Here is an 11,605-nt window from a genome sequence, read left to right as displayed (position 1 = left end):
CGGGACGCTCGCTTCCGTCGCCTTCGCGATCGCCGTCGAAGATGGCGCCACGATCGGCGCCGGGGCGGTGGCGGCTCTCGCGGGCGTCCGCCTCGGAGAAGCCCGCGCGGCCGAAGGGGGGCGGGTCATCTCGACCGTCATCGACGACAGGTCCGGGCCGTTGGCGACCAGGTCGGCGGATCTTGGCCAGGCCAGCCAGAGCAGCACGACGCCATGCAGCGCCAGCGAAAGCGTCGCGATCGCGGCCCCCCGCGCCCGTCTGGCCAGAACCATCCCCTCGCCCCCAACCGCTGGGCGCGAAATGGAACCTGTCGTTGTGTCCAAAGCGGGGCGGCGCCAAGGCCGCGCTCGGGCCCGACGCCAAAAAGCAAAAAGGGCGGGCCCTCGCGGACCCGCCCTCTTCGCGCGCGCTAAAGCCGCCCTATTCGGCCGGCAGCGTCTGGTCGGTGCGCTTCTTCATCATCTCGTCGAAGCTGGTCCACACGCCATCGGCGCCGTGCCACGAGCCCTTGGTGGCGGCCTTGGAATATTCGGTGGCGCGGGCCTCGAAGAAGTTGGCGTGCTCGACGCCCGACAGCAGGGCCTGCAGCCACGGCAGCGGGTTTTCCTTGATGCCGTAGACCTCGGGCAGCTGCAGCTGGCGCAGGCGCCAGTCGGCGACGAAGCGGATATAGGCCTTGATGTCGTCGGGCGTCATGCCCTGGACCTCGCCGGCCTCGAAGGCCAGGTCGATGAACTTGTCCTCCAGGCCCACGACGTGCTTGCAGCAGTCGACGATGTCGTCGGCCACGGCCTTGGTCACCGCGTTCGTTTCCTTGTTGAACGCGTGGTACAGCTTGATCACGCCGTCGCAGTGCAGGCTCTCGTCACGGATCGACCACGAGACGATCTGGCCCATGCCCTTCATCTTGTTGAAGCGCGGGAAGTTCATCAGCATCGCGAATGAGGCGAAGAGCTGCAGCCCTTCCGTGAAGCCGCCGAACATGGCCAGGGTGCGGCAGATGTCGGCGTTGGTCTCGACGCCGAAGGTCTGCATGTAGTCGTGCTTGGCCTTCATGGCCTCGTATTCCATGAACGCCGAGAACTCGGTCTCGGGCATCCCGATGGTCTCGAGCAGCAGGGCGTAGGCCGCGATATGGATCGTCTCCATGTTCGCGAACGAGGCCAGCATCATCTTCACCTCGGTCGGTTTGAACACCCGACCGTAGCGCTCCATGTAGTTGTCCTGCACCTCGACATCGGACTGGGTGAAGAAGCGGAAGATCTGCGTCAGCAGGTTCCGTTCCTTGTCGTTCAGCTTGACGGCCCAGTCCTTGAGGTCCTCGCCCAGCGGCACCTCTTCCGGCATCCAGTGGACCTGCTGCTGCTTCTTCCAGAAGTCGTAGGCCCAGGGATAGCGGAACGGCTTGTAGCCGCCCGAGGGGGTCATCAGGCCAGGCAGGATCAGCGACGACGGAGCGGACATGACAGGGCCTCGGAGCGAGAATCGAGCGGACGGGTTAGAAGAGGTTACGGCAGGCGACCGCCCGACGCACGCCTAAGAGTGCCCCACCACATCTAGTGTGACAATGGGCCCCACCCACAAGATAGGGGATGAATCGTGAAAAAGCCGTTTACGATTTTCAGCGCCGTCGGCTCGGGCGGCGTGCCTGTCGAGGCGGCCATGACCTTGATCGGATTGCCTTTTGAGGTGGTCGAGGCCCCGACCTGGCGCGGCGAGGCGGAGGCCGCCAAGGTCGCCGCGATCAATCCCCTTAAGCAAATTCCGGCGCTGGTCACGCCGGACGGCGAGACGATCACCGAAAGCGCCGCCATCCTGATCTGGCTGGCCGATCGCTATCCGGAGGCGCGCCTCGCCCCTGGGATCGATGCTCCGGCCCGAGGCCAGTTCCTGCGCTGGATGAGCTTCATCTCGGCCTCGATCTACGCGCTCTATTGGATCAGCGACGCACCGGCGCGGCTGGTCGGCGAGGACCCGGCGCTACAGGCGCGCGCGAAGGCGGCGATCAAGGACCGGATCGTCGACTGCTGGCGGATGATGGAGAGTCAGATCGCGCCGGGACGCTACCTGCTGGGCGACGAGATGACGGTGCTGGACCTCTACGTCGCCGTGCTGAGTCGCTGGGGTCCGAGGCGGGTCAGGTTCTACGAGGCGGCGCCGCGGATGAGCGAGGTGGTGAAGCGGGTGGACGCGGACCCGCGGCTCGCGGCGTTCTGGGCGGAACGGTTCCCGTTCTTTGACCGGTGGGAGCGGTTGGGGGCGCAGACATGACTCTTCCAACGGCCCTCGCCGCGGCCCTGGATAAGGCCTATGCCGCCTTCGCGGACGCCCCTCCGCCAAGAAAACTCGAAGCCTCGCCGCTGCGAGACGCCAAGGCCATTCACCAGACCCTGACCCACCGCCCGCTGCGGGACTTGGCGGATGCCGACATCGGCCCTTATTCGAGCTGGGCGATCACGACCGTCGGCACAACGCGCGACTACCAGCACTTCCTGCCGCGTATCCTCGAACTGGCCGTGCGCGATCCTAGCTGGGTGGGCGCCGAGCCCGCTATCATCGCCGAGAAGCTCCGGCAGGCGGACTGGCGAACATGGCCTCCTATCCAGCAGGCCGCCGTCGAGGCGGTCTTCCAGGCCGCCTTCTCGTCAGCACTGGCGACACAGGAACTTGGGCTTGAAGCGGAAGACTGGCTCGGTGGCTTGGCCATACTGCTCGGCGAAACCCGCGCGTATCGGGAAGCCTGGCGCTCAGCGACGTCCTTAGCCGCCGCTCACGGTCTGGCCAGCTTCGTCCTGAGCTGGCTGGCGGCTGAAGAGGACGGCCGACCCGCGCCGCCCTTCTGGGAGAACGTCTCGACGATCGAGCGATCGTTGACCCGAACCTGGCTTATCAGCGACGAAACCCAGGCTCAGCTAGCGCGCGCCGACGCGGCCTTCGACGCGGATGAGTGCTGGATGGTTCAGAAGGCGCTGGAGGCTCTTTTGGTCTGATTGAGCTGCGATCGTCGAGGGCCGAGGACGATTGGGCGCATCGGGGGAGGCGCGAGAGAAGCGAGACACGGTGGTGAATCCCCGCGTCCATCATTAGCGTGACGTGATGACCTCGATCCTTCGCGAACACGATATTGAAGGCCTGGAGCGGTTCAGCTTCGGCGATGGCGGAGACCTCGCCGACAGCCTCCTGGCCTTGGTTCTGGCCGGTCGAAAGACAGCCACATGCTGGGACGCGACACTTGGGCAGATGACGACCGTGGGAAAGCTCATGGTCGCCTGCGATCGTCACGGAACCCCTCGCGCCGTCTTGCGCACCGTGAAGCTGTTTCAGAGCGGGTTCATGGATGTCAGCGCCGAGTTCGCGCGGAAGGAAGGCGAAGGAGATCTCTCCCTGGACGGCTGGCGCGCCGCCCACGAGGACTACTTCCGACGCAACGGCGCTTTCTCTCCGGAGATGATGCTCTGGTGCGAGGAATTCGAGTTGGTCGCCCGCATAGACGGCTAAGCTCTGGCGGGAGCGGTCCCCGACCCCAGCTCGTCCCCCAAAGAGAGCCCTTCTCCCCGCGAACGACGGGACTAGCGCCCCTACTTCGGCGTCAGCCGGAACAGGCCGCCCTTCGTCGAGTCCTCCAGGAGCCACAGCGCCCCGTCCGGCGCGACCTCGACGTCGCGGATGCGGTGGCCGAGCTTCCAGCGTTCGGCGCCCGTGGCCGTCGCGCCGTTGACGACGATGCGGTTCAGCGATTTGGACCCCAGACCGCTGACGAAGGCCGAGCCCTCCCACTGGGGGAACATCTTGCCGTGATAGAACATCAGGTTCCCCGGCGCGATCACCGGCGTCCAGTACAGCACCGGCTTTTCCAGGTCCGGCCGCGTGTCGGGGCTGGGGATCGGCACGCCGTTGTAGTTGACCGCGTAGGAGACCAGCGGCCAGCCATAGTTCTTGCCCGGCTGGATCAGGTTCAGCTCGTCGCCGCCCCGGGGGCCGTGCTCGACCTCCCACAGCCGGCCGTCCGGCGCGAAGGCCAGGCCGTAGGGCGTGCGATGGCCGGTGCTCCAGGTCTCGGCCGGCGTCAGGTTCGGGCCCGGGAACGTGTAGGTGCGGACCACCGGCGCGGTCTTGGCCGCTTCGGTGTCGGTCGGCGGATCGATGATCGGCACGCTGGCCGCGCCGGTCTTGCCCGCCATCGGATTGCCCGGGGCCGGCTTGCCGTCGAGGGTCAGGCGCAGGATCTTGCCCAGCGGCGAGTTGGGATCCTGAGCCGGCGTGAAGCGCTGACGCTCGCCGACCGTGAGGTACAGGAACTTGCCGTCGGGCGAGAACGCGACCTGGGCGCCGAACTGGCCGCCGTCGCCGCGTCCGCCGTCGCGCCAGATCACCTTCAGCCCGTCCAGGCTGGGCTTGTCGCCCTTCAGCGACAGGGTCGCCCGCGCCAGGGCCAGGCTGGAGCCGCCGTCGCCTGGCTCGGCATAGGTCAGGTAGACGGCGTAGTCGGTCGCGTAGCGGGGCGACAGGAAGATCCCCAGCAGACCGCCCTGCCCCTCGGCCAGCACGGGCGGCACATGGGCCACGGCGGTCTTCGCGCCCGCCTGGGTCACCAGCCACAGCGCGCCGGGCTTTTCGGTGATCAGCATCCGCCCGTCGGGCAGAAAGGCGATGCGCCACGGCTGGTTGAACGTGGCGACCTGGGTCACGGTGAACGGCAGGGAGGCCTCGGGGGCCTGGGCGCCGAGATTGGTCTGGGCGTGGACGGCCGTCGCCGACGCCAGCGTCGTCAGCAGGGCGAGTTTGGCGAGCTTCATGCTTGAGTTTCCCAGGGCGTGGTCGGGGCGGCGGGCGACCGCTCCATCGTCGAAGATCCTAGAGCGCTTCGCGGGCGCTAAAGCTCCGACAAATTCGGCGCGAAGTCACCCGGCCAATGACCGCTTTCGCGCCGCCGGCTTTACGCGGCCGCGCCGGCCCGCTAGAAGCGCTGCCGATGCAAGTCCGCGCCATCACGATTATTAGCCCGAAAACGACCCGCTGCGGCGGGGCGTCGTCGGGTGCGTGCGCGAACTAGCCAGCATCCGAAGTCAGCCCCGCCGATGCGCGGGGCGGCTCTCTCGATCACGAGATCCTTGAAGCTCCCGCGCCTCCGCATCACCAGGAGACGCCTTGCTATGCACTTCAAGTTTTCCCGATCCCATCCGCCCCGCGTCGGCGTCGTCGGCGCCACCGGTCTGGTCGGCGGCATGATGCGCGAGCTGCTGGCCGAGCGGGACTTCCCGCTGGCCGAGCTGCGCCTGTTCGCCTCGGCCCGCTCGGCCGGGACCAAGATCGACTTCAAGGGCCAGACGGTGGTCGTCGAGGACGCCTCGACCGCCGACTTCGCGGGCCTCGACATCGTGTTCTTCTCGGCCGGCGGCGGGACGTCGCTGGAGCTGGCCCCGCGCGCGGCGGCGGCCGGGGCCGTGGTGATCGACAACAGCTCGGCCTGGCGCGGCGATCCCGACGTCCCGCTGGTGGTGGCCGAGGTCAATCCGCACGCGCTGAAAAGCATCAAGAAGGGCATCGTCGCCAATCCCAACTGCACCACCATGGCTGCCATGCCGGTGCTCAAGCCCCTGCACGACAAGGCGGGCCTCAAGCGCCTGACCGTCAGCACCTACCAGGCCGCCTCGGGCGCGGGCGTGGCGGGCATCCAGGTGCTGTCCGGCCAGCTGAACGCCGGCCTGGACGGCGACCTGGAAGGCCTGGCCCGCTCGCCCGACGCCGCGCCCCTGCCCGCGCCGGTGAAGTGGGCCGTCCCGCTGGCCTACAACGTCGTGCCGCTGAACTACCGCGTGGTCGAGGACGGCTATACCGAGGAGGAGATCAAGCTGCGCGACGAGAGCCGCAAGATCCTCGAGATCCCCGGCCTGCCGGTCAGCGGCACCTGCGTGCGCGTGCCGGTCTTCACCGGCCACTCGCTGTCGATCAACGCCGAGTTCGAGCGGCCGATCTCGGCCGCCGAGGCCGCGTCGCTGCTGGCGGACGCGCCGGGCGTCGTGCTGGACGACGTCCCCAACCCGCTGGCGGCCACCGGACAGGACCCGGTGTTCGTCGGCCGCATCCGTCCGGACCCGACCGTCGCGCATGGCCTGGCCCTGTTCGTGGTCGGCGACAATCTGCGCAAGGGCGCGGCCCTGAACGCCGTGCAGATCGCCGAGGTGATGCTGGGCGCGTAGAGCGGGGTAGGCCTTTAGCGCCCCCTCCGTCACGGCGCGTATTCGCGCCGCGACACATCCCCCGCTTCGCGAGGGAGGAGAACCAATCTCCTCCCCCTTGCAAAGGGGGAGGTGGATCGCCGCGCGGATACGCGGCGAGACGGAGGGGGCGCTAAGCCACCGCCCGCGCCATCGGCCAGTCGACATCGACCTCCGCCGCCAGGAAGTCGATGAAGGCCCGCACCCGCGCCGGCAGCGGGCCCGCGTGGCCGACATAGACGGCGCTGATCGTCTCGAGCTCCCCCGAATTGAAGTCGTCCAGCACCGGAACCAGGCGCCCAGCCCGGATATGGTCGACGATGTGGAAGATGCCCAGCTTGGTGATCCCCTGCCCGGCCAGGGCCAGGTGGGTCGCGCACTCGCCGTCCCCGACCATGGCCCGACCGTGCGCCGGATAGTACGCCCGCTCGCCATCGATCAGAAACGGCCACTCGTCGCACTGGCGCGAGAAGTTGAAGGTGATCAGGTCGTGGCCCGTCAGATCGTCGGGACGCCGCGGCGTCCCGCGCCGCGCCAGGTAGTCCGGCGAAGCCACCAGGACGGTGCGGCTGTCGCCCAGCTTCTTGGCCACCAGTTGCGAGGGCCGCAGGGGTCCGACGCGGATCGCCACTTCCGCGCGTTCGTCCAAGAGATCGATGACCTGGTCCGTCAGGGTCACGTCGACCTGCACCTCCGGATGCAGGGCCGTGAACCTCGGGATCAGGGGCAACAGGTGATGCAGGCCGAACGGCACATTGGAATTGATCCGCAGCCGCCCCCGGGGGACCGCGCAGGCCGCCACCGACCGCTCGGCCTCGTCCAGGTCGGCCAGCACCCGCAGGGCGCGCTCGTGGAAGGTCAGACCCTCGGCCGTCAGTCGCAGCTTGCGCGTCGAGCGGTTCACCAGCCGCGAGCCCAGCCGGGCCTCCAACCGCGCCACCAGCTTGCTGACCGCCGACGGGGTCATGCCCATGGCCTTGGCGGCGGCCGTGAAGCCACCTTCCTCGACCACGCGGGCGAAGACCTCCATCTCGCCCGAGCGGTTGATCTCCTGGCGCGCCATCGTGCCCTCAAATCACAAGTGAAGTTCCTGGCCGCAATCTAATTCACAGACGCGCGCGGCGCTATCTGATCGCCCGACATCAATGGAGCCGGCCGTCATGCCTATCGCCCTCTATGCCCTGACCGTCGGCGCCTTCGGCATCGGCGTCACCGAATTCATCATCATGGGGCTGCTGCTGCAGGTCTCCGCCGATCTCGGCGTCTCGATCCCCACCGCCGGCCTATTGATGACCGGCTACGCGCTGGGCGTCTTCGTCGGCGCGCCGATCCTGACCCTTCTGACCCGCCGACTGCCGCGCAAGACCACGCTGCTGGTGCTGATGGCGATCTTCACGGTCGGCAACGCCCTGGCGGCGATCGCCCCGACCTATGGCGTCCTGATGGCCGCCCGGCTGGTCACGGCCCTGGCCCACGGCACCTTCTTCGGCGTCGGCTCGCTGGTCGCCGTTTCGCTGGTCGCGCCCGAGCGCAAGGCCTCGGCCATCTCGATCATGTTCACGGGCCTGACCATCGCCACCCTGCTGGGCGTGCCGTTCGGCGCCTGGCTGGGCCTGGCCTTCGGCTGGCGGATGGCCTTCTGGGCCGTGGCCGCCGTCGGCGCCCTGGCCTTCGTGGTCTTGGCCGCGCTGGTTCCCGCCGCCCAGGACAAGGTCGAGCCGGCGCCCCTGCGCGAGGAGTTCGCCGTGCTGGCCCGGCCGCAGGTGCAGCTTGGCCTGCTGATGACCGTCCTCGGCTTCGGCGGCGTGTTCGCGGTCTTCACCTATATCCAGCCGATCCTGACCGAGCTGGCCGGCTTCTCGAAGGCGGCCGTCTCGCCGATCCTGCTCGTGTTCGGCGCGGGGCTGGTCGGCGGCAATCTGGTCGGCGGACGCTGGGCCGACAAGGGCCTGAACGCCGCCCTGGTCGGGACCCTGGCGGCGCTGACCCTGGTCATGGCCGGCTCGGCCCTGGCCTTTCACAGCCAGGTCGGCGCGGTGATCGCCGCCTTCCTGCTGGGCGCGGCCGCCTTCGCCACCGTCGCGCCGCTGCAGATGCGGGTGCTGAGCCAGGCCGGCGGCGCGGGCCAGGGCCTGGCCTCCAGCCTGAACATCGCCGCCTTCAACCTCGGCAACGCCTTCGGCGCCTGGCTGGGCGGGGCGGTCATCGCCCACGGCCCAGGCCTCTCCGCCATCCCGCTGATCGCCGCCGCCGTTCCACTGTCGGCCCTGGCGCTGGCGGGCTTCTCCCTGGCGCTCGAACGCCGCGCCCAACCGTCGATCGCCTAGAGCCTTCAGCCTGAAATCGGAATCGATTTCAGGCGTCAAAAAGGCTCTAAATCAAATGTTTAGAGCGTGAGATAAGCTGGAGCCAGTCCCCACTTTCAGCCTCACGCTCCAGAAGAACGGCATGGGCCGGGGCCGCGGTTGCTGCTAAGCCCCGCTGATGCTGACCGATCCCCTGTTCTACGCCGTGGCCATTCCCGCCGTGATCCTGCTGGGCATGGCCAAGGGCGGGTTCGCCGGGATCGGGGTGGTGGCCGTGCCGCTGATGGCCCTGGCCGTCTCGCCGGTCATGGCCGCCTCGATCACCCTGCCGATCCTGCTGGTCCAGGACGTGGTCAGCGTCTGGGCCTTCCGGAAGAGCTGGGACAAGGGCCTGCTGCTCCTGATGCTGCCGGCCGCCGCCGTCGGTGTTTTCCTGGGCTGGGCCCTGGCCGCCTTCGTCAAGGAAGCGGCGGTCGAGCTGGCGGTGGGGGCGATCTCGGTCGTCTTCGCCCTGCAGCGCCTGTGGGCCGAGCGGGCGGTCAGCGCGGCGGAACAGGTCGCGGCCGCGCCCGGCCGTCCCTGGCTGGGCGCCCTGTGCGGCGCGGCGGCCGGCTTCACCAGCCAGATCGCCCACGCCGGCGGCCCGCCGTTCCAGATCTACGTGCTGCCCCGCCGCCTGCCGCGCGACGCCTTCATCGGCACCAGCGCCATCTTCTTCGCGACCGTCAACTGGATGAAGGTCCCGGCCTATGTCGCCCTGGGCGCCTTCACGCCCAAGGTGCTGGCCACCGCCGGGGTGCTGCTGCCCCTGGCCATCGCCTCGACCTGGGCCGGGGTCTGGGTGGTGCGCCGCGTGCCGGCCGAGGGCTTCTACCGGGTGATCTACGTGCTGCTGGTCCTGGTCGGCGGCAAGCTTGTCCTCGACGGAGCCCGAGGCCTCATCGCCTGAGCGCGGCCTTTTGACCTCCCGAGCGATTTTCGGCCGGACGGCCCTTTCAAGGCCATGATGATCGACGCTTATATGTCACGGAACGAACCTAGCGTTCGGACGTACAGCACAACGCACCCGGGGCGGGCCATGACCACGACCAGCACCTCCACCGATCTCGTCGCGACCCAGACGGCGACCCACTATCCGACGCCGGCGGCCAAGTGCGCCGACCTGATCGTGCACCTGGCGGGCCTGGCCTGCGCCCTGCTGGGCGGCGGCATCCTGCTGGGCCTGGCCTTTGGCCTGGGCAACCTCAACCAGGTGGTCGCCGTCAGCATCTACACGGTCGGCCTGATCCTGATGCTGTCGCTGTCGACCGCCTACAACTTCGCCAAGGCCCGCTGGCGCCCGCTGCTGCGCCGCTTCGACCACGCGGGGATCTTCGTGATGATCGCCGCCTCGTACACGCCCTTCACCACCCAGAACCTGCACGGCTGGTGGGCCATCGGCATGACGACCGCCGTCTGGACCGTGGCCGGCGCCGGCGTGTTCGCCAAGCTGCTGCTGCCCGGCCTGGACAAGCGGTTCTGGGTCGGCCTCTATCTCGCCCTCGGCTGGCTGGTCCTGGTGGCCATCAAGCCGATGATCGACGGCCTGTCCTGGGTAGCCCTGCTGCTGCTGGCCATCGGCGGCGTCGTCTATTCCACCGGCACCATCTTCTACCTGATGCGACGCCTGAAGTTCCGCCGCGCCATCTGGCACGGGCACGTGATCGGCGGCGCGGGGCTGCACTACGCGGCCGTGCTGGTGGGCGTGGTGCTGGCCGGCGCGCGCTAGGCCGTCGTGGACAGGGATCCCGGCAAGATCAACCTGCAGAGCTTCTTCCGCGATCGGAAGACCGTCGACCCGCTGCGCGGCAAGCGCCTGCCCACGCCGACGGGCGACCGTCCCGTCGAGGCCATCGGCTTCCCCGGCGTGCGCCTGACCGTCGATCAGGCCGACGACGCCCTGAAGCAGGCCGCCGACCGTCTGGCCCCGATGCGCTCGCTGCTGGGCCGCGACGAGTTCAACATCCTGGCCCTGTCGGGCGGGGCGTCCGGCGGCGCCTATGGCGCGGGGCTGCTGACCGGCCTGACCCTGGCCGGCCGCCGTCCCGACTTCGCCATCGTCACCGGCGTCAGCACCGGCGCCCTGATCGCGCCGCTGGCCTTCCTCGGTCCGGCCTGGGACGAGCGCCTGACCGACGCCTATGTCGGCGGCCACGCGGCGGAGCTCTTGAGCTTCCGACGCCTGGGCCCAGCCCTGGGCCCCAGCATCTTCAAGGGCGAATCGCTGGACGCGCTGGTCGAGGCCTTCGTCGATCAGGAGATGATCGCCGCCATCGCCGCCGAGCACCTGAAGGGCCGTCGCCTGCTGATCGCCACCACCAATCTGGACAGCCAGCGGGCCGTGGTCTGGGACATGGGCGAGATCGCCGCGCGCGGCGGCGAGGCGGCGCTGAAGCTGTTCCGCACCCTGCTGGTCGCCTCGTCCTCGGTGCCCGGCATCTTTCCGCCCAAGCTGATCGACGTCGAGGCCGACGGCCAGCATCTGCAGGAGATGCACGTCGACGGCGGCGTCGCCGCGCCGCTGTTTCTGATGCCCGACGCCCTGTTGCACTGGCGCAACCTGGGCTCTCGCCTGCGGCGCGGCCGCGTGCACGTGATCGTCAACACGGTGCTGGACCCCTCGACCCAGTCCACGCCGCCGGGCGTGGCCTCGATCATGAGCCGCAGCTTCGAGACCATGCTGCGGTTTTCGTACCGTCAGGCCCTCAGCCTGGCGGCGGGATTCTGCTCGCGCCACAACCTGCCGCTCTCGGTGGCCTCGATCCCCAACGCCTTCGAGGGCGCGAACCTTCTGAAGTTCGAGACCGAGCTGATGCGGCGGATCTACGACGCCGGCCAGCAACAGGCCCTGACCGGCCAGGCCTGGACCAGCGCGGTCGAGGAGCAAAGCCTGTGGCGCGGCCTGTTCAAGAAGCAGACCCCGCCCATCGCGCCGGGCGTTGGCCTCGTCGTCCGCGACGCGTCGGGTCCCGTGGACGCAGCCGCGCCGCTGGAACCCCACCCTTGACCCCTGGTTCCATCTAAACCAGACAGGCGCTAGA

At 68.9% G+C, this 11,605-nt stretch carries 11 protein-coding genes and 1 pseudogene; 8 read left to right on the top strand and 4 right to left on the bottom strand.

The genetic code is table 11. The features are described from left to right. Together FCU40_RS23185 and FCU40_RS21180 are read right to left on the bottom strand one after the other, a co-directional pair. A pseudogene (locus FCU40_RS23185) lies at window positions 1-273 on the bottom strand (hypothetical protein); the annotation flags it as partial. A 148-nt stretch (window positions 274-421) separates the two neighbouring features. Further along, entirely contained in the window at window positions 422-1,465 is a 1,044-nt protein-coding gene (locus FCU40_RS21180) for a ribonucleotide-diphosphate reductase subunit beta (protein WP_004615781.1), read from the bottom strand. A gap of 135 nt (window positions 1,466-1,600) precedes the next feature. On the opposite strand from FCU40_RS21180, the gene FCU40_RS21175 reads away from it, so the two are divergent. The 3 genes from FCU40_RS21175 (at window position 1,601) to FCU40_RS21165 (ending at window position 3,499) form a co-directional block, all read left to right on the top strand. Continuing rightward, window positions 1,601-2,272 carry a glutathione S-transferase family protein gene (locus tag FCU40_RS21175; protein WP_168077672.1) on the top strand — a complete coding sequence of 224 codons (672 nt, stop codon included), beginning with the start codon at window positions 1,601-1,603 and terminating at the stop codon, window positions 2,270-2,272. A 143-nt stretch (window positions 2,273-2,415) separates the two neighbouring features. Continuing rightward, a complete protein-coding gene (locus FCU40_RS21170; RefSeq protein ID WP_241693676.1) occupies window positions 2,416-2,991 on the top strand; it encodes a hypothetical protein in 576 nt (191 codons plus the stop codon). 106 nt (window positions 2,992-3,097) lie between these two features. After that, entirely contained in the window at window positions 3,098-3,499 is a 402-nt protein-coding gene (locus FCU40_RS21165; protein WP_168077668.1) for an ASCH domain-containing protein, read from the top strand. Between the two features lie 80 nt (window positions 3,500-3,579). On the opposite strand, the gene FCU40_RS21160 is transcribed toward FCU40_RS21165, so the two are convergent. Beyond that, window positions 3,580-4,797 carry a PQQ-dependent sugar dehydrogenase gene (locus FCU40_RS21160; protein WP_168077666.1) on the bottom strand — a complete coding sequence of 406 codons (1,218 nt, stop codon included), beginning with the start codon at window positions 4,795-4,797 and terminating at the stop codon, window positions 3,580-3,582. Between the two features lie 357 nt (window positions 4,798-5,154). Between FCU40_RS21160 and FCU40_RS21155 the strand changes: the two genes are divergently transcribed. Further along, on the top strand, window positions 5,155-6,201 hold the full coding sequence (locus FCU40_RS21155; protein WP_168077664.1) for an aspartate-semialdehyde dehydrogenase: 1,047 nt from the start codon (window positions 5,155-5,157) through the stop codon (window positions 6,199-6,201). A gap of 151 nt (window positions 6,202-6,352) precedes the next feature. Here FCU40_RS21155 and FCU40_RS21150 read toward each other — a convergent pair whose 3' ends face one another. Next, entirely contained in the window at window positions 6,353-7,282 is a 930-nt protein-coding gene (locus FCU40_RS21150; RefSeq protein ID WP_168077654.1) for a LysR family transcriptional regulator, read from the bottom strand. 97 nt (window positions 7,283-7,379) lie between these two features. Here FCU40_RS21150 and FCU40_RS21145 point away from each other — a divergent pair, with 97 nt between their 5' ends. The 4 genes from FCU40_RS21145 (at window position 7,380) to FCU40_RS21130 (ending at window position 11,571) form a co-directional block, all read left to right on the top strand. Further along, on the top strand, window positions 7,380-8,546 hold the full coding sequence (locus FCU40_RS21145) for an MFS transporter (protein WP_168077652.1): 1,167 nt from the start codon (window positions 7,380-7,382) through the stop codon (window positions 8,544-8,546). A gap of 157 nt (window positions 8,547-8,703) precedes the next feature. Further along, the gene (locus FCU40_RS21140) at window positions 8,704-9,474 is read left to right on the top strand and encodes a sulfite exporter TauE/SafE family protein (RefSeq protein ID WP_168077650.1); all 771 of its coding nucleotides are present in this window, start codon (window positions 8,704-8,706) and stop codon (window positions 9,472-9,474) included. A gap of 129 nt (window positions 9,475-9,603) precedes the next feature. Then, window positions 9,604-10,293: a hemolysin III family protein gene (locus FCU40_RS21135; RefSeq protein WP_035016891.1), complete on the top strand. Its 690-nt coding sequence runs from the start codon at window positions 9,604-9,606 to the stop codon at window positions 10,291-10,293. 6 nt (window positions 10,294-10,299) lie between these two features. Next, window positions 10,300-11,571: a patatin-like phospholipase family protein gene (locus FCU40_RS21130; protein WP_168077648.1), complete on the top strand. Its 1,272-nt coding sequence runs from the start codon at window positions 10,300-10,302 to the stop codon at window positions 11,569-11,571. Window positions 11,572-11,605 lie beyond the last annotated feature (34 nt).

It is taken from the genome of Caulobacter sp. SSI4214, assembly GCF_012184455.1.
In the GTDB taxonomy this organism is placed as follows: domain Bacteria; phylum Pseudomonadota; class Alphaproteobacteria; order Caulobacterales; family Caulobacteraceae; genus Caulobacter; species Caulobacter vibrioides_E.
This window is presented reverse-complemented; position numbering and strand designations above follow the sequence as displayed.